This window comes from Priestia sp. D51, assembly GCF_053345675.1.
Map to the genome: position 1 here is coordinate 943548 of NZ_JBLTIR010000001.1, position 23887 is coordinate 967434.

At 39.1% G+C, this 23887-nt stretch carries 20 protein-coding genes; 13 read left to right on the forward strand and 7 right to left on the reverse strand.

The annotated features are described in order from the left end of the window. Nucleotides 1–17 precede the first annotated feature (17 nt). The 3 genes from ACNHOZ_RS04920 (at nt 18) to ACNHOZ_RS04930 (ending at nt 3756) form a co-directional block, all read left to right on the forward strand. Nucleotides 18–371 carry a cupin domain-containing protein gene (locus tag ACNHOZ_RS04920; RefSeq protein ID WP_028415049.1) on the forward strand — a complete coding sequence of 118 codons (354 nt, stop codon included), beginning with the start codon at nt 18–20 and terminating at the stop codon, nt 369–371. A gap of 406 nt (nt 372–777) precedes the next feature. Next, nucleotides 778–2700 (forward strand): LTA synthase family protein, encoded by a 1923-nt coding sequence (locus ACNHOZ_RS04925; RefSeq protein ID WP_028415048.1) that lies wholly within the window; start codon nt 778–780, stop codon nt 2698–2700. 75 nt (nt 2701–2775) lie between these two features. After that, nucleotides 2776–3756, forward strand: coding sequence for an LCP family protein (locus ACNHOZ_RS04930; RefSeq protein ID WP_372452787.1), 981 nt, complete (start codon nt 2776–2778; stop codon nt 3754–3756). Between the two features lie 36 nt (nt 3757–3792). On the opposite strand, the gene ACNHOZ_RS04935 is transcribed toward ACNHOZ_RS04930, so the two are convergent. After that, nucleotides 3793–4374, reverse strand: a complete 582-nt coding sequence (locus tag ACNHOZ_RS04935) for a YitT family protein (RefSeq protein ID WP_033579900.1) — start codon at nt 4372–4374, stop codon at nt 3793–3795. A 200-nt stretch (nt 4375–4574) separates the two neighbouring features. On the opposite strand from ACNHOZ_RS04935, the gene ACNHOZ_RS04940 reads away from it, so the two are divergent. After that, complete coding sequence (locus tag ACNHOZ_RS04940; protein WP_028415046.1) at nt 4575–5072, forward strand: GNAT family N-acetyltransferase; 498 nt, start codon at nt 4575–4577, stop codon at nt 5070–5072. A 26-nt stretch (nt 5073–5098) separates the two neighbouring features. On the opposite strand, the gene ACNHOZ_RS04945 is transcribed toward ACNHOZ_RS04940, so the two are convergent. Both ACNHOZ_RS04945 and ACNHOZ_RS04950 read right to left on the reverse strand, forming a co-directional pair. Continuing rightward, nucleotides 5099–5812, reverse strand: coding sequence for a YoaK family protein (locus ACNHOZ_RS04945; protein ID WP_447697050.1), 714 nt, complete (start codon nt 5810–5812; stop codon nt 5099–5101). A 123-nt stretch (nt 5813–5935) separates the two neighbouring features. After that, the gene (locus ACNHOZ_RS04950; protein WP_255902992.1) at nt 5936–7978 is read right to left on the reverse strand and encodes a catalase; all 2043 of its coding nucleotides are present in this window, start codon (nt 7976–7978) and stop codon (nt 5936–5938) included. A 169-nt stretch (nt 7979–8147) separates the two neighbouring features. Here ACNHOZ_RS04950 and ACNHOZ_RS04955 point away from each other — a divergent pair, with 169 nt between their 5' ends. Together ACNHOZ_RS04955 and ACNHOZ_RS04960 are read left to right on the forward strand one after the other, a co-directional pair. Beyond that, nucleotides 8148–9119 carry an NAD(P)H-dependent flavin oxidoreductase gene (locus ACNHOZ_RS04955; RefSeq protein ID WP_243495083.1) on the forward strand — a complete coding sequence of 324 codons (972 nt, stop codon included), beginning with the start codon at nt 8148–8150 and terminating at the stop codon, nt 9117–9119. 70 nt (nt 9120–9189) lie between these two features. Beyond that, the gene (locus ACNHOZ_RS04960; RefSeq protein ID WP_028415042.1) at nt 9190–9585 is read left to right on the forward strand and encodes a hypothetical protein; all 396 of its coding nucleotides are present in this window, start codon (nt 9190–9192) and stop codon (nt 9583–9585) included. A 27-nt stretch (nt 9586–9612) separates the two neighbouring features. On the opposite strand, the gene ACNHOZ_RS04965 is transcribed toward ACNHOZ_RS04960, so the two are convergent. Together ACNHOZ_RS04965 and ACNHOZ_RS04970 are read right to left on the reverse strand one after the other, a co-directional pair. Then, nucleotides 9613–10965, reverse strand: a complete 1353-nt coding sequence (locus ACNHOZ_RS04965; RefSeq protein WP_255902987.1) for a cation:dicarboxylate symporter family transporter — start codon at nt 10963–10965, stop codon at nt 9613–9615. A 232-nt stretch (nt 10966–11197) separates the two neighbouring features. Further along, nucleotides 11198–11962, reverse strand: a complete 765-nt coding sequence (locus ACNHOZ_RS04970; RefSeq protein ID WP_028415040.1) for a sulfite exporter TauE/SafE family protein — start codon at nt 11960–11962, stop codon at nt 11198–11200. 271 nt (nt 11963–12233) lie between these two features. Here ACNHOZ_RS04970 and ACNHOZ_RS04975 point away from each other — a divergent pair, with 271 nt between their 5' ends. The 6 genes from ACNHOZ_RS04975 (at nt 12234) to ACNHOZ_RS05000 (ending at nt 19956) form a co-directional block, all read left to right on the forward strand. Further along, complete coding sequence (locus ACNHOZ_RS04975; protein ID WP_048019940.1) at nt 12234–13508, forward strand: ATP-binding protein; 1275 nt, start codon at nt 12234–12236, stop codon at nt 13506–13508. A 146-nt stretch (nt 13509–13654) separates the two neighbouring features. Continuing rightward, complete coding sequence (locus ACNHOZ_RS04980) at nt 13655–14671, forward strand: LacI family DNA-binding transcriptional regulator (protein ID WP_048019941.1); 1017 nt, start codon at nt 13655–13657, stop codon at nt 14669–14671. A gap of 87 nt (nt 14672–14758) precedes the next feature. Then, complete coding sequence (locus tag ACNHOZ_RS04985; RefSeq protein WP_063248323.1) at nt 14759–16879, forward strand: amylo-alpha-1,6-glucosidase; 2121 nt, start codon at nt 14759–14761, stop codon at nt 16877–16879. A 72-nt stretch (nt 16880–16951) separates the two neighbouring features. Further along, nucleotides 16952–18193, forward strand: a complete 1242-nt coding sequence (locus ACNHOZ_RS04990; RefSeq protein WP_048019943.1) for an ABC transporter substrate-binding protein — start codon at nt 16952–16954, stop codon at nt 18191–18193. A gap of 23 nt (nt 18194–18216) precedes the next feature. Beyond that, nucleotides 18217–19119 (forward strand): carbohydrate ABC transporter permease, encoded by a 903-nt coding sequence (locus tag ACNHOZ_RS04995; RefSeq protein ID WP_048019944.1) that lies wholly within the window; start codon nt 18217–18219, stop codon nt 19117–19119. A 15-nt stretch (nt 19120–19134) separates the two neighbouring features. After that, the gene (locus tag ACNHOZ_RS05000; RefSeq protein ID WP_014458643.1) at nt 19135–19956 is read left to right on the forward strand and encodes a carbohydrate ABC transporter permease; all 822 of its coding nucleotides are present in this window, start codon (nt 19135–19137) and stop codon (nt 19954–19956) included. Nucleotides 19957–20069: 113 nt separating this feature from the next. On the opposite strand, the gene ACNHOZ_RS05005 is transcribed toward ACNHOZ_RS05000, so the two are convergent. Further along, on the reverse strand, nt 20070–20990 hold the full coding sequence (locus ACNHOZ_RS05005; RefSeq protein WP_255902978.1) for a TetR/AcrR family transcriptional regulator: 921 nt from the start codon (nt 20988–20990) through the stop codon (nt 20070–20072). A 265-nt stretch (nt 20991–21255) separates the two neighbouring features. On the opposite strand from ACNHOZ_RS05005, the gene ACNHOZ_RS05010 reads away from it, so the two are divergent. After that, nucleotides 21256–22779 carry a DHA2 family efflux MFS transporter permease subunit gene (locus ACNHOZ_RS05010; RefSeq protein WP_048019947.1) on the forward strand — a complete coding sequence of 508 codons (1524 nt, stop codon included), beginning with the start codon at nt 21256–21258 and terminating at the stop codon, nt 22777–22779. 34 nt (nt 22780–22813) lie between these two features. Here the strand turns inward: ACNHOZ_RS05010 and ACNHOZ_RS05015 are convergent, their stop codons facing one another. After that, a complete protein-coding gene (locus ACNHOZ_RS05015; RefSeq protein ID WP_048019948.1) occupies nt 22814–23866 on the reverse strand; it encodes an aromatic ring-hydroxylating oxygenase subunit alpha in 1053 nt (350 codons plus the stop codon). Nucleotides 23867–23887: the final 21 nt, after the last annotated feature.

Below are 23887 nucleotides of genomic sequence, written 5' to 3' on the forward strand. Positions count from 1 at the left end.
AAAAAGGGGAGCTAGTCATGAAAGTTAGTAAGCAAAACGCAGAACACTACGTGTGGGGAGGAAAATGCGATGGGTGGCACCTAGTGAAAAATAAAGACGTAAGTATTATTCATGAGCGCATGCCCCCTTATACGGAAGAGGTAAGGCATTATCACTTGAAAGCACATCAATTTTTCTTTGTACTAAAAGGAACAGCTGCTCTAGAAATAGACGGAGTTATTTACGATGTAAAAGCACACGAAGGAGTAGAAGTATTTCCTTCGATTCTTCATCAAATGATGAATCGTTCGAGTGAGGAGATCGAGTTTCTTGTGATTTCACAGCCTTTTGCACAAGGAGACCGCATAGCTGTTGATGAAGATAAAGACTAAGCATAGATAGGTCTATTTTTACTAGTCCTAACAGTAAGCGAAGAATGCCATCCAGTACAATAGTACCTTTTCATTCAGCAAGTGAAATATTATGCCTAATAAAATAAAAATACTTTTATTGCAGAGCAGAAATGTGGTAAATTAATATGTATGCAATATAGGGAGAACAAAATTTACAAATTAACAATTGTGTAATATTAACATCACGATAAAAAATAAGAGATTGCAAGTTAAAATGTAAATTTTGTAGATGACTAAAAAAAGAGATGAAGATGATATTGTTTGACAAATTGAATCATTTTCAGGTAATCTTTTGCAGGACGTAACCGTTACGATTTAATGTAGGGGACTTTCCTGAGGTTAGCTGAACATGAAATCTCTACTTTTTAGTGAAAGGAATTTGAAAATGAAAAAACTATTTTCAAAGCCGTTGTTTTACTTTTTTATAGCGGTTTTATTCATGTGGATCAAGTCTTACATGTCTTACAAAGTGGAGTTCAACTTAGATATAAGTGACTCAATGCAAAAAACGTTATTGTTTATTAATCCAATTAGTTCAACTTTGATCTTTTTAGGGTTAGCATTGTTTGCAAAAGGAAAAAGAGCCATCGTTTGGACGCTTATCCTTAGTACAATCATGACGGTCATTTTGTACAGCAATATTTTATATTATCGATTCTTCAATGACTTTGTGACATTGCCTACTTTAACGCAAACAAGCAATGTGGGTCATTTGGGAGGCAGTATCGCTGATTTAGTAAAAGCTCACGATATTTTTTACTTTGTAGATATCATTTTACTGATTGCGCTATTGTTTGTTAGAAAAATCGAATGGCCAAAAGCACGTCTTAAATTCCGCTATACGTTCATGGTGTTAGCGGCAGGAGCTGTCGCATTTGCAATTAACTTGCACTATGCTGAAAAAGATCGCCCTGAATTATTAACAAGAACATTTGATCGCAACTACCTAGTGAAATATTTAGGAGCATACAACTACACGGTGTATGATGCAGTTCAAACGTTTCAAAACTCAAAGCAACGAGCATTCGCAAGCAGTGATGACTTAACAACAGTGAAAAACTTCAGTACAAGTCACTATGCAGCTCCGAATATTGAGTATGCGGGTAAAGCAAAAGGAAAAAATATTATTAAAATTCATCTAGAATCATTTCAGTCATTCCTAATTAATTACAAGTTAAACGGACAAGAAGTAACGCCGTTTTTAAATTCATTAGCAAATGGAAATGAATTTATGTATTTTGATAACTTCTTCCATCAAACAGGACAAGGTAAAACAGCTGATGCAGAGCTTATGATGGATACGTCATTATATGGCTTGCCTCAAGGATCAGCATTTAGCTTAAAAGGCCGCAACACGTACCAAGCAGCACCAGCGATCTTAGATCAAGAGGGCGGCTATACAAGTGCTGTGTTACACGGAGATTATAAAACATTCTGGAACCGTAATGAAATTTACAAACAGTTCGGTGTGGATAAATTCTTTGATGCAAGTTATTACAATATGACTGGTGATAACAAAGTAAACTATGGATTAAAAGATAAGCCATTCTTCAAAGAATCTATGCCAATGCTGCAGTCATTGAAGCAGCCGTTCTATGCGCATATGATTACATTAACAAACCATTTCCCATTCGTTCTTGATAAAGGTGATGCTAGCATTGAACCGGCGAACACAGGAGATGGAACGGTAGACCGTTATTTCCAAACGGCTCGTTATTTGGATGAATCACTGCAAGAATTCTTTACAGAGCTAAAAGCTTCAGGTTTATATGACAACTCAGTTATTATGATTTACGGTGACCACTACGGTATTTCTGAAAATCATAACAAAGCAATGGAAAAAGTTCTTGGCGAGAAAATCACGCCATATAAAAACGCTCAGCTTCAACGCGTACCGTTCTTCCTTCACGTACCAGGTGTAAAAGGTGGAGTGAACCATACGTACGGCGGTGAAATTGACGTAGTGCCTACGCTTCTTCACCTAGTGGGAATTGATAGTAAAGAGTATGTTCAATTCGGTACAGATTTATTATCAAAAGACCATGATCAGGTAGTAGCATTTAGAAACGGTGATTATGTTTCTCCGAAATACACGTCAATTGACGGCAAGTATTACGATACAAACACAGGAGAAAGAATCACAGCAACAGACGAAGCGAAAGCTTATAAAAAGAAAGTTGGAAGAGAGCTAGAACTTTCTGATAAAGTGTTATACGGTGATTTATTACGATTTAATAAATTAGATGACTTTAAACCGGTCGATCCATCAAAATATATGTATGGAAAAGACCAAGAAACAGAAAAATAATGTAAGCTTTCACACCATACAATCCAAACAAGCAAGTAGAGGAGCTTTTTAAAAGCTTAGCTACTTGCTTGTTTTATGAGAACTTCATTGAAAAAGAAAGCTGGTGACAGAAACGTGGAGCGAACAAGACGCAAAAGAAGAAGAAGAGTTCGATGGGGCAGAGTGTTCTTTGCTTTGTTGTTCATTTTTATTATCGTTGGGGGCATATACAGCTATTTCCAATATAAGCAAGGGCTATCGATGGCAAGCGATGGTAAATTTGCGGATGACGGCACGACATTTGAACAGTTTCAAGGCAGTCTCCCGAATAACGGAGAAGTAAATATGCTGCTGTTAGGAAGTGACTCGCGCGGGGAAAAGCATTCTCGTACAGACTCTATTTTAATTGCTCACTACGATTCTAAAAGCAAACACCCGAAAATTGTTTCTCTTATGAGGGATATGTACGTGGATATTCCAGGACACGGCAAGCAAAAGCTGAATGCTGCTTACGCGTTCGGAGGTCCTGAGCTGCTGCGTCAAACGATCAAACAAAATTTTGATATTGATATTAACTATTATGCAGTTGTGGACTTCGAAGGATTTTCAAAAATTGTAGATACGATTGCGCCTGATGGCATTGAAGTAACCGTGCCTCACGATATGTCTTCGGGAATTGGTATGACGCTTCACAAAGGTACCCAAGTTTTACACGGTGAACAGCTGCTTGGCTACGTACGTTTTCGCCATGATAACATGAGTGATTTTGGACGCGTTCAGCGTCAGCAAGAAGTCGTTTTAAAGCTCAAAGATGAAGTAGCAAGCCTAAACAGCGTGTTTAAAATACCGAAGCTTCTCGGCGTAATGGATCCTTACATCGATACAAATTTAGATACAAAAAGCATGATGCTTCTAGCTAAAGATGTGGTAACAGGAAACATGAAAGACGTTCAAAGCCTGCGACTGCCTTTAGACGGATCATTTGAAAACAAAACGTATAGCGGCGTTGGTATGGTGCTTGATATTGATTTAGATAAAAATAAAGAAGCGCTGCAAGAATTCTTAAATGACAAATAAAGAAAAGCCTCCAGACGCATGTCTCGAGGCTTTTCTTTATACATAGACGATGATGCGTTTGAATGACGTGATTAAACTGGTCACTATACCAGAGCATACAACAATGAATAATGAATAAATAGCTGTATCGTTTTGAAGCAGTAAAATACCTGAAATAATAATAGATGCGTCAATCACTAAAATGATGATGCCAGGGTTTAACGATAACCATTTCGCAAGTATCAGAGAAAATAAGTCGACCCCGCCTTGACTTGCGTGCTGCCGGAGCATGATGCCGGTTCCGATTCCGTTAAAAATGCCTCCAAGGCAAGCGCTTAAGATAATGGGAAGATGAAAAATCCCGTGAAGCGGAAACAGCAAATCAATCATAACGGCTGAGAGAACCATGCCATAGATAGCATTTAAAAAATAAGAGCGGTTAAAACCTAGAGCGAGAAGGTAAATCGGCAAGTTTAAGCAAAAAATCATCACGCCTACTTTATAGCCAAGTAAATAATTAATGATTAAGCTAATTCCCGTAATGCCTCCTGTTACAAGCTGAAGCGGAAGAATAAAAACGTTAATTCCGATACTAACAAACACACTGCCAATTCCAATTGCAATTAATTTTTTGTACATGCTGTCTCATCCTTGTCTATGAATCTCTTTATATGTATATGAAGACAAGCAGAGTTTCAGCACAAAGACTGCTTCAGAAACCATAATGCACGGATTAAATATATGCAAAGGAAGCTGTTTCGCAATGCAAATGTGTTGCATAAACATTCTTCACCATAGACAATAAGAATTAACGAAGAAGGTAAATGGAGGAGAAAAAATTGATCGTTCGAAAAGCTAGAGAAGAAGAAACATCATCTATTGAAACAGTAACGCTTGCTGCTTATGAGCAATATGCAGCTGTAAAATCGGAAGCACACTGGAAAAGATATCGAAAGGGAATTTTACATACCCTGAGTGAAGAAAAGAAATTTGAATGCATGGTAGCTGAAATCGATGGAGAAATGGCAGGAAGCGTTTTGTTTTATCCGCCGAATACGGATGTATATGGAGGGTTATTAAAACCATTTCCATGGGCTGAAATTCGTCTGCTGGCAGTTGCTCCATCTCATCGCCGAAAAGGAGTCGCCAATGCGCTTCTTGAAGCGTGTGAAAAAAAATCTCGGGAGCTAGGGTGTTCTTATTTAGGTTTACATACAGATCATTCAATGGAACATGCCATTAAGCTGTACACTAAAAGAGGTTACGTTCGTTTTCCTGATAACGATTTTTATCCGGTAAAAGATTTGCACGTTATGGCATTTAGAAAATCAGTTTAATAAAAAAGCCTTTGAAATCATTGACTTCAAAGGCTTTTTTGAGATTCTGAATTTAAAATGACAAAAGCGAGAAAAAGAATAGGAGAAGCTAGCCAAATTGCTTTTGTTCCGAGGGTGAAAGTAGAAATAGAGCCTAACAATGCACCACTTAAAAAAGAGAGGATAATGGCCGTAAAACGAAGGCACTGATAAGCAGCATTTTCGTCGCGTTTGAATATAGCATAGTATGCTGCTTGAGAAGCAGTACGAAGGTTTCCAGTTGTCATTGTTGTATTATATGACCATTTTATCAAAGTTCTAAATGAAGAAACTTGAAGAGCAGCAACAAATGAAATTGTTACTGTAACCAACATATTAGGAACACTAGGTGGTAAAAACCCAACAATAATGAGTACGACAATTTCTAAAAGCAATACGATACGAGAAGTATCAGGGAGTACAGATACAAATCGCGGCTGCTTAAATGTTTCGGTTACAGCAACGCCTAGGATAAAGGCTACAATAGGGGGAATATGAAGAAAAGCTTCTGTCCATTGACCTTGTGCTGCCTTTACACCTAATAAAACGATATTTCCACTTTGTGCATTTGCAAATACTCCGTTTCTGCTTATATACGTATAAGCATCAAGAAAACCTCCCACAATAGCTAACAAAATTCCAAGGATAACTGAATTTGCCGTTGCAGCTTTTTTGAATCGTTTCGTTAATTGTAAAAAGTAAGATGATTTGTTTGTGAGCATGTCTTTTTTCTGCCTCCTGAAAATCTAAGGTGCATTATCTAGTATAAGCAAAAAATCGGCTTTTCTTCAATTGCTGTGACTCCATGTAAAAAAGATAGGGAAGATCCCTATCTTTTGTGTCATTTATATAACGTGACGATTCCAGTGGCGGTGAGCTGAAACAGCTTCAACAAATTCATCTGTAAAACGTGTAGAATCTCCAGTTACGACACCGGGACTACTATCTAAGCCAGCAGCTTTTAGCCACTTAACACCTTCATCTGTGGCGCCAATTGGTTTAAAATGCTCGAATGCTTCTTGAGCAAACGTCAGTGCTTCTTTACGAAACTTCTCATCAGCTGACGAACTTCCGACAACATAAACCGCATCGAATAAGACAGAATCACTTGTTAAGAACGTGTGCTGTACTTCAAGTTCTGACCCGTCTGTTCCTTTTACGTTTTGGAGGGTTGTGCTTACAATTTCAGGCTGAATGCCCTGTTGTTTTAAACTGTTTAACACTTGTGGTAGGTCACCGCTAAAGTCATTAGCTACAATGACAGCTACTTTACGCGTATTCGGCTTTTTAATCGTCTGTTCCTGACTAAGAGCCGGAGACGACTTGGTCACTGGCGCGTCTTCTCCTGATGGAGGCGTTGCACCAATCGCTTGTGCCACTTGTTTAGCTAGCACTGTACTGACGTTGGCAAACATATCAACAACCTGTTGCTGAACAGACTTGCTTTTCACTTTTCCAAGCTCAAAGCTGAAAGCACTGATAATATGCTCTTTTTCAGGGTCGCTCATGCTATTCCAAAATAGCGTTGCCTGTGAAAAGTGGTCTTTAAAACTTTCGCTTCGGCTTCGAACTTTTCTTCCTTCCACTTTTTCTTGATAGTGAGCATAACCGCCCTCTGACTCTGGTACAGGAGCCGGGGTATTGGCTGCAAGAGAGTTTCTGTGATAGCTGACAGGCCCTTTGTTAATCGTTTGACGTCCGTAACCGTCGCGTTGATTGTTATGAAACGGGCATACTGGACGGTTGATTGGAAGTTCGTGAAAATTCGGACCGCCAAGACGAATAAGCTGGGTATCCGTGTATGAAAACAATCTTCCTTGTAAGAGAGGATCATTGGAAAAATCAATTCCCGGTACTACATGCCCCGGATGGAATGCGACTTGTTCTGTTTCCGCAAATACGTTGTCTACATTTCGATTTAAGGTCATTTTTCCAACCAATTTGACGGGAATGTCTTCTTCTGGCCAAAGCTTAGTTGGATCGAGAATGTCAAAGTCGAATTTAAATTCATCTTCCTCAGCTATGATTTGAAGCCCTAGCTCATATTCAGGATAGTCTCCGTTTTCAATTGACTCCCATAAATCGCGGCGATGAAAATCAGGGTCTTTCCCAGAAATTGTTTGAGCCTCGTCCCAAACAAGGGAATGCGTGCCGAGCACAGGCTTCCAGTGGAATTTGACAAAATGAGCTTTTCCTTCTGCATTAACTAAGCGAAAAGTATGTACGCCGAAGCCTTCCATCATACGCAAGCTGCGAGGAATTGCACGGTCTGACATTGTCCACATGACCATGTGGGCAGACTCTTGGTTATTAGCGACAAAATCCCAAAACGTATCATGTGCTGAAGCCGCCTGAGGCATTTCGTTGTGTGGCTCAGGCTTAACAGCGTGAATTAAATCCGGGAATTTAATCGCATCTTGGATAAAGAACACGGGAATGTTATTTCCAACTAAGTCATAGTTTCCTTCTTCTGTATAAAATTTTGTTGCAAAACCACGTGCGTCGCGAACCGTTTCAGCTGAACCTTTAGAACCTGCTACAGTAGAAAAACGGACAAATACAGGTGTTTTTACAGACGGATTCTGTAAAAATTTAGCTTTTGTATATTCACTGAGCGAGTCATACAGCTCAAATTCTCCGTGAGCAGCGAAGCCTCGTGCATGAACGATGCGTTCAGGAATGCGCTCGTGGTCAAAATGCGTCATTTTTTCACGGAAATGAAAGTCTTCCATAAGGGTTGGACCACGTTCGCCTGCTTTTAAAGAAAATTCATCTTCGGAAAGCTTTAACCCTTGATTGGTTGTGAGTGCTTGGTTTCGATCGTCTGTTTTAAACTGCTCGAGCTGTTCTTGCTTGCTTTTTTCATTTACAGGGTGCTTTTTTGTCATACTTGTCTTCCTCCTTGATCTTCAGTTAATAATCATTACAAAATGTGTACCCTATCAAAAGTTGAAGCAAACAGAAATGTTGGAATTTTTTCGTAGGAAATCCGTTATTTTCTTGTTATGATTATGAATAAGTATTCATAAATACAAAAAAAGGAGAGGGGATACATAGATGAAAACACGGGTAACAGATTTATTAGGAATTCAATATCCAATTGTACAAGGAGGTCTTGCGTATCTAGCGTACGCAGAACTTGCGGCTGCTGTCTCAAATGCAGGCGGGCTTGGACAAATTACAGCTATGACGCTCCGAACACCTGAGAAACTTCGAGCTGAAATTAAGAAAGTACGTTCTTTAACTGAGCGTCCTTTTGGCGTTAATTTTGCTGTTGGAGGTCAAACAGAAGGTTCTTATAAAGAACTTCTCGACGCAGCAGTAGAAGAAGGTGTTCCGGTTATTTCCATAACAGGAGCAAATCCCACACCTATTTTTGAAAGATTAAAAGGAACGGGAATTAAAACGCTCGTGCTGGTAGCCAACGTACGTCAAGCTCAAAAAGCTGAGAAGCTAGGAGCAGATGCTGTCATGGCAGTAGGGCAAGAAGCCGGAGGGCATATTGGACGTGAGGATCTAGGCACAATGGTATTAATTCCTCGAGTAGCTGCGGCTGTGTCAATTCCGGTCTTGGCAAGCGGAGGGATTGGAAACGGACAAGGATTATTGGCAGCGTTATCATTAGGCGCTGAAGGGATAGAAATGGGAACACGTTTTATCGCGACAAAAGAATGTGTAGATGCCCATGATGCGTATAAACAAGCTATTGTAGAAGCAAAAGAAACGGATACCGTGGTTATTAAACGTTCGTTCGGGGCACCTGGACGCGTATTGAAGTCTCACTACACTCTTGACATTATTGAGCGTGAGGAGCAAGGAGAGAGGTACGAAGAGTTAAAAGACGTCATTAGCGGAGGGGCAAACTGCCGGTATATTTATGAAAATAAAATCGATGAAGGCTATGGATGGGCAGGCCAAGTCGTTGGACTGATTGATAGTATTCCAACGGTGCAAGAGCTGTTTGACAGTATGATAGAAGAAGTGCACGCCGGTTCTAAACGACTGCTGAGTATAGTGGAAAAGAAGTAGAGATACAAGCCGTCATACTGTAGCAATTGTTCGCATATTTATAATCTATATCTCTAAATGAGGTGAGAGAATGAAAAGAATGCGAGCATTTGCTATCATGACGTTTTTAATAGTAGGTTCAGGATATGCAGTTTTTATTAAAAAAGAAGAAGTTTCCAAGACTCAGCAAGCACAAGTGTACGAAGAAGCAAAGCCTGTTATTAAACAAATGGACAAACTGGATATTTGGCATAAAATCAGCAGCGGTTTAACTGAAGCGGGCTATGAATCAAGGGGTGTGAATTCTTCCCTTTATTCAAAAGACAGAGTAGAGCTGGATGTGTATATGGAGCCTTCCGTTTCAGCTGATGCCAAAACGCAAGAAACGATTAAACAAATGGTATATAAAATACTGGAAGAAAATAAATTTCAGCAAAAGGCCTTTCATGTAACAATTAAATTCCTGCCCGAAAAACAAGCAAAATAGACTTGTCTCGGCCAGGAATTTTTTTTATTAAAATGCTTTTTCATTGGCTGCTGGAATACTCTCAGGGAGAGAAATTTCAGCATTTTTGGGCTGATACGTAATTTTTCCGTCCAGCACATCATTGGCTTTTTGTAGGTCTAATAAATTTTCCCATCGTGCGATAATAAAAGCAGCTACCGCATAACCAATAATATTAACTGTGGTCCGGTAATTACCCATAAAGCGATCAGGAGCAAGCATCAGAGCAACGGCAGCTACCGGAATGGATCCAGTTGCTGCTGCGGTAGCAGAAAGAGCAACAAAAGCTGATCCTGGAATGCCAGCCATTCCTTTAGACGTAAGAAGAAGAACACCAAGCATTAAAAGCTGATCAGTGAGGCTCAAGTCCACGCCCGTTGCTTGTGCTAAAAAGACGAGAGCAAGAGACAGGTAGATAGAAGCACCGTCTAGATTAAACGAATAGCCCGTAGGCACAACAAGGCCAACGACTGCTTTGTTGCATCCTGCTTGTTCAAATTTATCCATGAGCTGCGGCATAACGGCTTCAGTAGAACCCGTAGCAAATGCCAGCATAATTTCTTCTCGTATATATAGAATAACTTTCCACAAGCTTAATTTTAAATAGGTTCGTAAAATAACAGCTAAAACAAGAACAAATGCTAGACAAGCAATTGTCATAGCGATAAATAGCTTTCCAAATGCAGCAAGTGTTCCAAGACCGTACTGACTAACCGCAAATGCCATGGCGCTAAACGTGGCAAGAGCCGTTAACTTCATGATGTATCCCATAATTTTAAATAACACATCATTTACTTTTTCTAATACGTGTAGAAGGGTCTCCGCTGTTTTTCCACCTATATGGACAAGAGCGATTCCGAACAAACACGAAATTAAAAGCACTTGAAGCATGGAGTTGTTTGAAAAAGCACCAACTGCACTGTCTGGAATCATATTAAGAAAAAAATCACCTTCGCTCGGAAGTTCGGAGCCGTTTGTCTTCGCGTCCATTTCAGTTGTGCTTAAGCTTGAAGGATCAACATTCATACCGGCGCCGGGGTTCATTACGTTTGCTACTAATAGACCGATAAGTAGAGCGAATGTTGTGACAATTTCGAAGTAAAGAATGGTTTTTCCACCGATACGCCCAACTGTTTTAATGTTTCCAACCTTGGCAATTCCGACAACGACTACCCCAAAGATAAGAGGAGCAATCAGCATTTTGATGAGCTTAATAAAACCGTCTCCAATCGGTTTCACAGCATTTCCAAAGCTTGGCCATAGATATCCTACGGCTACGCCAAGTACAATTGCCATCATAATTTGAAAGAAAAGACCTTTATAAAAAGGTTTTTTCTTACTTTTTGCCGCTGTTTGTGTCATGTGTTCTCCCTTCGTCGTACAATTTTTTGATATTACAATAGATGTTATGTTTTTTTACATTTTAACGTAAGGTTATTTGAGGTGTCATTGGTCTCTTTGACTAAAATTCAATAAAAATATTAGTTGAAGTGTATAAGAAGGGAAGGGAGTGGTTTAAAACATTATTATTTTTAATGTAGATCTTTAAAAAAACTAATAAAAAGCACATGCAGAGGCATGTGCTTTTTATTTATTAAATTAGTTTAATTCCGCTAATTAAAATGATGGTCGCCATAATGGCTTGAAGCGGTCTTGAGGGCACTTTCGTTGATAAACGGCTTCCGAGTAACACACCCGGAATAGATCCAGTTAATAGGTTAGCAGTCAACATATAATCCACGCTTCCAAAGCTTGCATTTAAAATACCAGCCACCGTAACGAGAAGAAACGCATGTGCAATATCAGTACCAACCAGCTCAGATGTTTTTAACTTAAATAAGTACAGCATTGCAATGGCAAATAATGAGCCAGAACCAATCGATGTTAGTCCGACAATGAACCCAAAGACTACGCCAATTCCGATTGTTAATCCTTTTTTCTGATTTAAGTCCATTTCCTGAAACCGATTTGGGCGAATTAATTTATCAAAAAAGACGCGAAAGATAATTGAGATGGCAACCAGCGTCATGACGTACCCGAGAGCGTGCTTAATAATCGTTTCTTGATGCTCGTGAAAAGATGGGAATGCATGAAGTGTGACAATAGCCAGCACAGCGCTCGGAATACTTCCGAAAGCTAAATATTTTGCTAATTTAAAGTTAATGGTTCGCTGTTTGTAGTGCTGAGCGACTCCGAATAATTTTGTGATAGAATTGTAGACAAGATCTGTTCCTACGGCAATGGAAGGGTTAATGCCGAGTACAATCAGTAAAGGTGTTAATAAAGCGGCACCTCCAACCCCCGTTAAGCCTACAAGGGTTCCAACGAATAATCCCATTAAGGTAATTGATAGTTCCATATTTTGTCCTCCTACTCTCAAAACCAAGTACATTGATCTGATTATAGAGCATTGTAACTCATATGTAAATAAAATTCTGAATATTTTTAGTGAAGTTGAAAAGGTTTTCTTAGTCTTCACTATTTTAGGGAACGGACGATAAAGTCATAGGAAGTTATAAAAAAGTAAATAGAATACGTTTATTTATCTATGATTACGCTCTAATTTGTGTTACAAATGTAAATGCAATAAAAGAGTTTATTTTTATCTCATTTGAAAGACCGGTGAATGCATGAGTTTTGTTACGAAAGATTTGTTAATTAATTTTTTATTTATTTTATTGGCGCTGTTTTTAGTGCAGATGTTTTATTTGATCAAGTATGCTAAAAAAGTTCATTGGTGGAAAGATCACTATATCGCGGTATTTCCGATTTTAGCTATTACCTTTTGCCTTTTGTTTCCGGTTAACGGAGCTTATGTCCCGGATGACTATCGAATGGATTTACGAAGAATTCCTTATATTTTAGGAACGTTATATGGAGGCTGGCCGCTAGGAAGCTTGCTTTTTGTCTTTATTTTACTGCTGCGCTTGCTAATTGGCGGGTACGATGTAGGGTTTTTATCAACATTAATTGCTCTTCCGATTTTATCCATTCCTTTATTTTTCATAACAAAATACTTTTTACATTTCTCATTAAAAAATAGAATTATCGTGAGCACCTGTCTTAGTGTAATTGGTTCTTTATTAGCTATGCTTGTATCTATTTTCATCTTACACGTAACAAGCATTCCTATTAGCGTGTGGGTTCAGTTCGCTGTTTTAGATGTGGCAGGCATGTTTGTGATTACCATACTGTGGGAAGCGATACGGGCAAATTTATTAGTGCTGCAGCGCCTGATGAAAGCAGAAAAGCTAGAAATTGTCAGTCATTTAGCCGCCAGCATCTCTCATGAGGTGCGAAATCCTCTAACTGCAAGCAGAGGATTTATGCAAATGCTGCAAGAAGATGAAAAAGAACCTGCTAAAAAACGCTACATTTCGATTGCTATTAATGAACTAGACCGCGCAAAAGAAATCATTGATGATTACTTGCTATTTGCCAATTCCGCTCCAGAACGAAATGAAAAAATGAATATGTCAGAAGAAATTCATCACGTCACCCATATTATGACGCCTCTTGCCAATATGAACGGAGTCGCGATTGATTTTACATTCGATGAAGAAGTGAAGTTCTTCGTAATGGGAGAAAGAAGAAAGCTTCAGCAGTGTCTAATCAACTTATTTAAAAATAGTATTGAAGCCATGCAAAACGGAGGCACGTTAACTATTAAAGTAGGAAAAGAAGGCGGAGTTGTGATCGTTGATATTATGGATACAGGCTGCGGTATGACGCAAGAACAAATCAACCGGTTAGGCGAACCGTATTTTACAACAAAAGAAAAAGGTACGGGGCTTGGAACGATGGTATCTTTCAGTATTATTCATTATATGAAGGGAAAAGTAAGTGTGTCTAGCGTAAAAGGAAAAGAAACGTGCTTTTCACTTCAATTTCCCCTTTGTGAGTAAAGAGCAGCTTTAGGGCTGCTCTTTTTATATGCAAAAATTTTAAAAATAGATAAAAGTAAACTGATTATTAAAAAAGTATTGAATTTAAGAAATGAAAGCGTTACAATCTATTTAAAGTTATCCGAAACGTTTTGGAGGAATTTTGATTGACAACGATTAAAGATATAGCGCGAGTTGCCGGCGTATCTGTAACAACGGTGTCTCGGGCTTTAAATGGTTATTCAGATGTAAATGAAAAAACAAGGCAAAAGATTGCAGCCGTAGCAAGAGAGCTGGACTATAGCCCCAATACGTTAGCTCGAGGATTGGTTATGCAAAAGTCAAAGACAATTGGACTACTAGTTTCAGGCATCAGCAGAGAGAGCGTAAAAGATAATTTCACGTTTGAAGTATTGTGCGGTGTAAATGAGCGTGCATCTACTTTGGGGTATGACTTGATTTTATTTAATACAAACACGATGATGCAGCGAGAAAAAACGTATACTCAGCTTTGTCGAGAGCGAAGAGTGGACGGGGCAATTATTCAGGGCATCAAAAAAGAAGATCCTTATTTAAAAGAAGTAGTAGAAAGCGATATTCCTTGTGTTTTAGTTGATATTCCCGTCCATTCTAGTTCAGTAGGCTATGTCACCACCGATAATGCTTTGGGAGCTAAAAAAGCGGTTGAACATTTAGCGAGTCTTGGCCATCAGAATATTGGGATGATTAACGGACATGAAGACGCATTTGTCAGCCAAGAACGTCTCAATGGATACAGACAAGCCCTCAAAGAATGCGGTTTGTCGTTTCGGTCTGAATGGGTTGTAAGCGGAAAGTTTGAAGAAAAGAAAGCAGAGAAAGCTGCCAGTGAGCTTTTAAATAAGTATAAAGAGCTCACCGCTATTTTTTGTGCAAGTGATTTAATGGCACTGGGAGCATTAAAAGCATGCAAAGAACTTGGCCTTGATGTACCAAAAGACGTTTCGATTGTCGGATATGATAATATTGTTCTTGCTTCTTACTCGTCTCCAAATTTGACGACTGTAGGGCAGGAAGTATATCAGATTGGCTATGAAGCTGCAGATTTACTAATTGAGATGCTAGAAGGGAAAGAAACAAATATGAAGCGTTATCTTGATACACAGCTGATTATTCGAGAATCAACAGCTAAAAACCACGGCTAGTGGTTTTTATATAATGTAAAAACCGAAACGTTTCGGTTTTGTGCTTCGTTTTTCCAAAACGTTTCGGTAAAATTTAGGGGGATGGAAATGGATTACCGTGTGATTAAAGAAAATGACTTATTTTTACTAACAGATCAAGCAGGAAATATCACTGAAAACCATCAGTATGGTTTAGGGCTATATATGAAAGATACGCGTTTTTTGAGCAAATTTCATTTGAAAATTAACGGTACAGATCCTGTGTTATTGTCCTCAAGTGCCGACGAAAACCTGTTAGCCACAATTCTTCTTACTAATCCGCATATGGAAAAAGAAGGAGAACTATCGCTGTGGCGAGAGTCTGTAGAAATAGAAAGAAAACGCTTTATATATGAGGGTGTTTTCTATGAAAAAATAAAATTGAAAAGTTATTTTCCTAAAAAAATTGCTTTTACATTAAGTATCCAAGCAGATGTCGATTTTAACGATATGTTTATCGTAAGAGGTTTTCAAACTGGAAATGTCGGAAAAAGAACAGGGCAAATAAAAGGGGAAAGCAGTTTAATATATACATACGAAGGATCAGATGATATCAAGCGTTCGACATGGATTTCTTGGGATAAAAAAGCCTCACACGTGTATGAACAAGGAGAGGTTATGTTTTCTTTCGAACTGAACCATCAGGAAGAAGAAGAAATTACATTAATGGTTCAGCCGCAAATGGGCGAAGACATCAATGAAAATATTTTATCAGCTGGTGAAGCATTTAGTTTACTAACGCAGTCATATAAAAAGTGGGAAAAATCTTCTACAAAAGTGACAACCGATCATCCGACAATGCAGCGCCTTATTACAAGAGGACTTAACGACCTGCGCGTACTGCTAACGGATGTAGGATTCGGTGCTTTTCCTGTAGCTGGATTGCCTTGGTTTGGTGTGCCATTTGGAAGGGATAGTCTAATTGCAGCGCTTCAAATGCTGGCTTTTAATCCGGAAGTAGCAAAAGGAACGCTACGTACTATGGCAGCATATCAAGGAACGGCAAATGATCCATGGCGTGATGAACAGCCGGGTAAAATTATGCATGAAATACGTTACGGAGAACTAGCCAACACAAATCAAATACCTTTTACTCCATATTACGGAACAGTTGACGCGACACCATTATTTTTAATTTTGTTAACGGAATATGTGAAGTGGACGGGAGACTTCGAGTTTGTAAAAGAAATGCAAATGACTGTCGATGGAGCTTTGACATGGATCAATGAATATGGAGATCGAGACGGTGATTTATTTCTTGAATACCATCAAGAATCAAGTAAAGGAATTGCTAACCAAGGATGGAAAGACTCAGGGGATTCTGTTGTCCATCGCAGCGGTGAATATGCAAAAACTCCTATTGCTTTAGTGGAAGTACAAGGCTACGTATATCAAGCGAAAATGGGTATTGCTTCTTTGTATGATCAGTTAAACAAAACAAATGAAGCAAATAGTTTACGTGAAGAAGCTGAGCTGCTGCGTAAAAAGTTCAATGAAGCCTTTTGGATGGAAGACGTGTCATTCTATGCCATTGCACTTGATGAACATAAACATCAAGTAGGAACGATTACGTCAAATCCAGGTCATGTACTTTTAGCCGAGATGATGGATGAGGAGAAGCTGAACAAAGTAGCGGAAAGGCTAGTATCAGAATCTATGTTTTCGGGATATGGAATTCGTACAATGGCAGAAGGAGAAGCGGGTTATAATCCAATGAGTTATCATGACGGGAGCATTTGGCCGCACGATAATAGTTTAATTGTTCTCGGTTTGAGTAAAGCGAACAAGCAAACAGAAGTCAATAAAGTGATAAAAGGGCTGGTTGATGCAGCTGAGCATTTTGAATACGACCGCCTTCCAGAGTTATTCTGCGGCTATTCAAGTAACCTTGGCAAGCCTGTCAAATATCCCGTTGCCTGCTCACCTCAAGCTTGGGCAGCCGGAACGCCTTTAGCTTTCGTACAGGCGATGCTAAGACTGTTTCCTGATAGTACAGCAGGTACTATACAGATAAATCCTTTGTTCATAGACGATATGAATGAAATCTCTGTAGAAAACCTTGTGATTGGCAGTGGGAAACTTTCATTAACGGTTAAAAAAGAAGAAAGCGAAACTATTATTTACGTGAAAGAAAATACGACAAAATACGAGCTTCTATCTCAATGTAAGGTAAGAAATTATGTAGGTTAATGTTACTTCGACCGCGGCTTATTAAGCGTCAATTAATAAGCCGCAGGTCAATGAAATGAAAGGAGACAGCTAATGAAGAAGTGGATACTCGCTTTAAGTTTGGTTCTGGCAGTGGCTGGAGCAGCTTTAACTGGATGTTCAAATGTACAAGAAGTTTCCGGGGAAAATGGTCAAGTCGAAATTGTATTAGCCGGCTGGGGAGGCAACCCAACAGAGACGAAGCTGCTTAATCAAACTATTCAAGACTTTGAAAAACTCCATCCATCAATTCATGTGAAGCATGAAGTAATCACTGATCAATACATGGATATTCTAAAAACGCGTTTAATAGGTGGAAATGGTCCAGATGTTTTTTATCTTGATGCACTTGAAGCGCCGGGTCTTATTAATACAGGGGTTTTAGAACCTTTAAATTCTTATGTAAAATCTGATTTTGATGTTCAGGATTTTGAGAAACCATTATTGAAAGCGTTTCAAAAAAATGGAGAGACTTATGGTTTTCCAAAAGATTACTCCACATTAGGCTTATTTTACAACAAAAAGCTATTTAAAGAAGCAGGAGTAGAAGTACCAAAAACATGGGATGAGTTTAAAGAAGTTTCAAAAGTATTTAAAAAGAAAGGGATTCAAGCGTTTGGTGTTACGCCGGAATTAGCGCGTATCTTCTACATGGCGCAGGCAAACGGAGGAGACATTGTAAAGAGCAATAAGGCAAACTTTGCTACGAAAGAAGTCGTGGATTCTCTTCAGCCGCTCATCGATCAGCATTTAAAAGATAAAACGTCTGTACAGCCCTCTGATGTAGGCGCAAATTCAGGTACGGACATGTTTGCACAACAAAAAGTAGCTATGGTGATTGAAGGGAATTGGATGATTCCATTTTTACAGGAGTCCTTCCCAAAACTTGATTACGGTACAGCGGAAGTTCCGACAATAAACGGTCATAAAAATACGATGGCATTTACGGTCGCGTATGTAATGAATGCTGACTCAAAAAAGAAAAAAGCATCTTGGGAGCTCATTCAGTACTTAACCGGGAAAGAAGGAATGGAAACTTGGACAAGCAAGGGTTATGCATTGCCAACAAGAAAATCCGTAGCGGATAAGCTTGGTTTTGCTGAAGACGAAAAACGAGGTCCATTAGTAAAAGGAGCTGCTTATGCAACTGTCTGGCAAGATGGTCCGTATTTGCCTATTATCATGAATAACTTTAATAACCAGTTTTTAAGCGCCTTTTTGGGACAAAGTGATTTAGAGACAGCTTTGAAAAAAGCACAAAAGCAGGCAAATCAAGAGATTAGTATTTACGAATAAGGCTCGGCGGGGGAGTGGAGGAAATGAAAAACGGAAAAATACGAACGTACAAACCTCGTGATGTAGGGCAAGGATATGCTTTTATGACGCCTACACTGTTTGTACTATTGCTGTTTGTTATTGCACCTATTTTTTATGCCATCTTTTTGTCTTTACATAAAGTTCAATTGCTGGGAGGAACTGAGTTCCATTTTCGAGGGCTTGAGAACTACATGAAGGTTCTTGAAGATGAGAAAGCTAAAATTGCTCTTTGGAATACGGTGAAGTATGTAGTAATTGTTGTACCGGTACAAACCGCATTGGCACTTATACTGGCTGCCACATTAAATGCAGGGCTAAAAGCAGAAAAAGTTTTTCGCATTATTTATTTTTTACCTACACTTACATCATCGGCTGTATTAACGCTTATTTTTATGTGGATGTACAATCAAAATGGAATTGTGAACGAGTTTTTAAAGTTTGTTGGTCTTCCAACTTACAATTGGCTTGGAGATCCTCAGGTCGCTTTGATTGCCATTATGATTATGAACATCTGGGCAACAGCTCCATTTTTTATGGTTATTTATTTGGCAGCTTTGCAAGACGTACCAGATTCGCTTTATGAAGCAGCTCAGTTAGATGGGGCTAATGTATTTCAACGATTTTGGCATATTACAGTTCCGAATCTGCGACCGGTTACATCATTCGTAGTGATCATGGGACTGATTGGTACGTTTCAGTTATTTGATCAATCGTTTATTTTCTCAGGAGGTTCAGGAGGTCCTAATAACTCGACTCTGACTGTTGTTCTGCTTATTTATCAATATGCATTTAAAAATTTAGGTACTATGGGGTATGCTGCAGCACTAGCCTTTATGCTGGCGCTCGTGATTTTGGTGGCAACGGTTATTCAGAGAAAGTTTTCAAAAGAAGAAAGTATGTACTAAGGGGGGGAGAAAAAGATGAAGAAAAAAACAGGAGTCCTCATTTTATATACGATTTTAAGCATATACGCGCTGATTACTCTGATTCCATTTATTTGGGCGCTGTCCGCTTCTTTTAAAACGCTAGAAGAAATTGTGTCAGGTACGGTGAACTTTATTCCGAAACACTTTACGCTAGACAACTATAAACAAATTTTTGTGGAACAAAAGCTGTTCCCTCGCTGGATGTTTAATAGCTTATTTATTGCCGTAGTAGGAACAGCTCTGAATTTGCTATTTAACTCAATGGCTGGTTATGCCCTTGCACGCCTCAGTTTCCCGGGAAAGAAAAGTTTATTTATTATTATTTTAGCGGTGCTTATGATTCCTGGACAAGTAACGATGATTCCTAATTTTTTAATTTTAAAAGAGTTAGGCTGGTTAAATACCTATCAGGGAATGATTGTACCGGGAATGGTAAATGCGACTTTTATATTTATGATGCGTCAATTTTTTATTAATTTCCCAAAAGAGCTTGAAGAAGCAGCGGAGTTGGATGGGTTATCGAAGTTTGGAACATTCTTCAAAATAGTCCTTCCACTTGCAAAACCTGCCTTAGCAGCACAAACGATTTTTGTATTTATGGGGTTTTGGAATGATTTTATGAAGCCTTTAATTGTGATGTCTGATGAAAATATGTTCACGTTGACTTTAGGCCTTAACACATTTAAAGGTCAGTATATCAGTTATTGGAACTATATTATGGCAGCTTCCATGGTTTTTACACTTCCAATTTTGCTCATTTATGCGTTTTTTAACAAATATTTCATTAAAGGAATTTCGTTTACTGGAGGAAAATAAAAAAGAGGCTGGGATAAAAGTATTTTAGTTGGAATTACAAAAAAACGAACGATTAATTAAAAAATCATAATCGTTCGTTTTTTGTTGTCATGGTGAGCGTGAATTTCATATGTTTAGTTGCTTCTAGCTGTTGATTGAAGTTCACTCACATACTGATCAATCATCGTTTGCAGTTCCTCTAGGTTCGTTTTACTGTTGTTAACAGGCAGCTGCTTTAATGAATGAAGGGCACTATCCACAACAAACTTGCGGGGATTTGATTGTTTAAACAGCTCTTCTTCAATAAAACTAATAAGCTCTGTACATTTTTGACGTTCAAATTCATCCGTAAATTGTTTGTGAACCTGCTTTTTTAAATCGATAAGTGCTGCGGAAATGTCCTGTTCTATTTGATTTTTAGTATTTGGGCAAGATGGAAGCCATTCTTTAATCGTTTGCGGATCGAGCAAAATGTCTCCTGAATTTGCTACTTCGTCTACAAGAGGAAGCAGACGCTTAACGCTGTAAGTTATAATCTCATGGGGATCAGTCTTTGTACCATTGACCATAAAGTTATAGTGAAAGTTGCGGTGAAGCATGCCAAGAAACATAATTGCACAATCTAGCAGGTAAGGTTTCTTTTCTTGACCAAATAAATCAATGAACCGTTTGTAGAACCAGTTTACTTCAATAAACTGGGTTTTTTTTATGTATGCTTTTAAATCAGGGTCATTGGAAACAAATACTTCTTCAAGTAATGTAAAAAATTTGTGTTTGTGATGGTTTTTCATCTGTGCATCGATCTGTTTAATAAATACATCTACATCGGTCAGACTTTTACCAACCAGCAGCTGATTCCGCTCTTGTTCAATGGTCGTATGAAGCCATGTAAAAACAGCGATTAATAATTCATTTTTTGAAGAAAAATAGTTGTAGAATGTTCCTTTTGAAATGCCGCTATAATCAATGATGTCTTGAATAGACGTAGCTTGAAATCCTTTTTCAACGAAGAGATGGTGTGCATTTTTTACAACTTGCTGTTTTCGGTTATTCATTATTATCACCTAAATATAAAATTAGACTCATGGTCCAACTTTATGATACATGATTTAAAGCGTTTACACAAATGTTCTTTTCAGAAAACTGAACGATATCACGACAATATATTGGTATAAAAGGATTATAGGACTAAAAAAGTTGAGAAAGTAAAGAACGTGAACGTAAGATTTTTCACTTGCATAAATTGAACTCACAGTATAATATACTCTATGTAGAACACGTGTCTAAAAAAATGAACCTAAAGTATAAGGAGGTACAATAATGAGTCGATCGATAAATCAAATGGAAAAGCCGCCTTATGGCATAATTGCTATTTTGTTAATTGGCGCTTTTATCTCATTATTGAATGAAACGTTATTAAATGTGGCGCTGCCGTCTATTATGAAAGACTTAGATGTGACAACGTCAACTGTCCAGTGGCTTTCTACTGGTTATATGTTAGTGAATGGTATTATGATTCCAACTACCGCTTTTTTAATTCAGCGCTATTCTGTCAGAGGCTTATTTTTAACGGCGATGACTTTATTTACAGCAGGAACAATACTTGCAGGTGCTTCGCCCGTATTTTCTGTGTTGTTAACCGCTCGTATTATTCAAGCGTCAGGCGCAGCTATTATGATGCCGCTTTTAATGAACGTATTGCTCACAAGTTTTCCATTAGAAAAACGCGGAGCTGCGATGGGGATTTTCGGTTTAGTTATGATTTTTGCTCCGGCAATTGGTCCTACATTATCAGGATGGCTAATTGAACACTATGAGTGGAGAATGCTGTTCCACCTTGTTACGCCAATCGCAGCCATTGTATTAATAGGCGCTTTCTTCCTATTAAAAGACAAAAAAGAAAAAGTGGAAATCAATTTGGATTTTTTATCCCTTTTGCTATCTACAATTGGATTTGGCGGACTTCTATACGGGTTTAGCTCAGCAGGGGATAAAGGCTGGGATTCTGTGGAAGTATACGGTACCATTATCGTAGGAGCTGTGGCGCTGATTTTATTTATTACACGTCAGTTCAAGCTTAAAACACCGATGCTTGAATTCCGCATTTTTAAATATCCAATGTTTGCTTTATCATCAACGATTTCGATGGTGATCACAATGGCATTATTCTCAGCCATGCTGCTAATGCCAATTTATGTTCAAACGGTACGAGGCATCTCTCCGCTTCATTCAGGATTACTAATGCTTCCAGGTGCGCTGCTAATGGGTGTAATGTCACCGATTACCGGAAAATTATTTGATAAATTCGGAGCGCGTGCATTGGCTGTAACGGGTCTAACGATTACAGCTGTTACGACGTATTTCTTCAGTAACTTAGAGCTTGATACGACGTATACAACGCTCATTACGCTTTACACGCTTCGCATGTTCGGAATGTCTATGGTGATGATGCCGGTTATGACAAACGGATTAAATCAGCTGCCGCAGCGCTTTAATCCGCATGGTACTGCCATGAACAATACGCTTCAACAAGTATCGGGAGCTATTGGTTCGGCTCTTTTAGTAACGGTGATGTCAAACCGTACAGCTACTCATGCAAAAGAGCTCGCTCAAGATGCAATGAGCGGAGCAGGAGCAGCTAATGCAACCGCAGCCGGGGCAGCTCAAATGAAAGAGCAGATTGGGATGCAGGCAATGGTACAAGGGATTAACGATGCGTTTGCTATCTCTGTAGTCCTAGTGGTGGTTGCCTTAATTCTTTCATTGTTTATGAAACGAGCAACGCCGGCAAGTGAAGATGAAATGATAAAGGAAAAAGCAGGACGCGAGCAGTTTGCTAAATAAAAAAGAAATCCCCGCTGAGACAGCGGGGATTTTTTCAGCTTGTATATCTAAAGCTTAAGCCCATTTTCTTTAATAATTTCCGGTAGCCGATAGACGTTTGATCAGCCATAATATGCGCTTCCATCTGCAGGTCTAAAGGCAAGTCTTCAGGTTTTTGATTTTCAACCATTTCACGGTCTTCGTCAAAGACGCGAAGGTTAAAGTCATACACACCTTCAACGGGAGAATCTTTGTCAAAGTTTCGAGCGATTGGCGCGAATAAACGTGTTTCGCGGGCTGAAATAGGAGAGACTGCATTCATAATCCACAGCTCTGCGCCTTCTGGGAAGTATACTTTTAGCGTAGCTGTAAACGGCGGATAAACATCAAAGACGCGAAGCCATTTAAAATCAGGTGGATTTAAATGCTGCTGTTCTTTGGAATAATTGCTCACGGTGCTCGTATATTCTACATGAAGCCCATAGTCTGTATCGCTTACTTTATATTTAGGCACAAAGGCGTTGTTTCGATCACCAAATGTGTCCGTGTGAACCCAAGCAAAATGAGCTACGTCTAAAAAGCCTTCCATTTGACGACCGGCTGAACCCATGATATCAAAGCTCGGACAAACAATTTGCTGAAAATCAGGGTCTTCCCACGCATTGAAGTAAGGCAGGTTATCTTGTTCTCCTGTCAGGGAAGTCCAAACTAATCCAAATCGTTCAATAACTGGATAGACGGCCATACAGAGGCGGGGAGAAATGTTGGCGTCAGGGTGAGCTGGAATCGACGTGCATGCGCCGTCCGTTGCGTAGCGGAAGCCGTGGTAAGGACAGACAATTTCATCATCTTCCACCCAGCCCATGCTAAGCGGGGTCCCTCGGTGAACGCATAAATCGCGTGCCGCTACAACTTTGTGTGTGGTGCGGTATAGAACTAGATTTACATCTAGCAGTTTTACAGACGTTGGTTTCTCAGTTACATCACTGCAGCGTGCGACGGGGTACCAATACTTAGCGAGCGTCGTCCAATCTTCCAGGCTGAACGTGCAGTCTCTTGGGTAGGGAGTTGCCGTTTTTGATTTGGTCATGGTTGGTTGTTGTTCCATCTATTTTCTTCCTTTCTTTTG

Bases quoted from the DNA above. Each gene is read 5' to 3' on its own strand.
- ACNHOZ_RS04920 (WP_028415049.1), top strand. From the start codon at position 18: ATGAAAGTTAGTAAGCAAAACGCAGAACACTACGTGTGGGGAGGAAAA.
- ACNHOZ_RS04925 (WP_028415048.1), top strand. From the start codon at position 778: ATGAAAAAACTATTTTCAAAGCCGTTGTTTTACTTTTTTATAGCGGTT.
- ACNHOZ_RS04930 (WP_372452787.1), top strand. From the start codon at position 2,776: ATGAGAACTTCATTGAAAAAGAAAGCTGGTGACAGAAACGTGGAGCGA.
- ACNHOZ_RS04935 (WP_033579900.1), bottom strand. From the start codon at position 4,374: ATGTACAAAAAATTAATTGCAATTGGAATTGGCAGTGTGTTTGTTAGT.
- ACNHOZ_RS04945 (WP_447697050.1), bottom strand. From the start codon at position 5,812: ATGCTCACAAACAAATCATCTTACTTTTTACAATTAACGAAACGATTC.
- ACNHOZ_RS04950 (WP_255902992.1), bottom strand. From the start codon at position 7,978: ATGACAAAAAAGCACCCTGTAAATGAAAAAAGCAAGCAAGAACAGCTC.
- ACNHOZ_RS04955 (WP_243495083.1), top strand. From the start codon at position 8,148: ATGAAAACACGGGTAACAGATTTATTAGGAATTCAATATCCAATTGTA.
- ACNHOZ_RS04960 (WP_028415042.1), top strand. From the start codon at position 9,190: ATGAAAAGAATGCGAGCATTTGCTATCATGACGTTTTTAATAGTAGGT.
- ACNHOZ_RS04965 (WP_255902987.1), bottom strand. From the start codon at position 10,965: ATGACACAAACAGCGGCAAAAAGTAAGAAAAAACCTTTTTATAAAGGT.
- ACNHOZ_RS04970 (WP_028415040.1), bottom strand. From the start codon at position 11,962: ATGGAACTATCAATTACCTTAATGGGATTATTCGTTGGAACCCTTGTA.
- ACNHOZ_RS04975 (WP_048019940.1), top strand. From the start codon at position 12,234: ATGAGTTTTGTTACGAAAGATTTGTTAATTAATTTTTTATTTATTTTA.
- ACNHOZ_RS04985 (WP_063248323.1), top strand. From the start codon at position 14,759: ATGGATTACCGTGTGATTAAAGAAAATGACTTATTTTTACTAACAGAT.
- ACNHOZ_RS04990 (WP_048019943.1), top strand. From the start codon at position 16,952: ATGAAGAAGTGGATACTCGCTTTAAGTTTGGTTCTGGCAGTGGCTGGA.
- ACNHOZ_RS04995 (WP_048019944.1), top strand. From the start codon at position 18,217: ATGAAAAACGGAAAAATACGAACGTACAAACCTCGTGATGTAGGGCAA.
- ACNHOZ_RS05000 (WP_014458643.1), top strand. From the start codon at position 19,135: ATGAAGAAAAAAACAGGAGTCCTCATTTTATATACGATTTTAAGCATA.
- ACNHOZ_RS05005 (WP_255902978.1), bottom strand. From the start codon at position 20,990: ATGAATAACCGAAAACAGCAAGTTGTAAAAAATGCACACCATCTCTTC.
- ACNHOZ_RS05010 (WP_048019947.1), top strand. From the start codon at position 21,256: ATGAGTCGATCGATAAATCAAATGGAAAAGCCGCCTTATGGCATAATT.
- ACNHOZ_RS05015 (WP_048019948.1), bottom strand. From the start codon at position 23,866: ATGGAACAACAACCAACCATGACCAAATCAAAAACGGCAACTCCCTAC.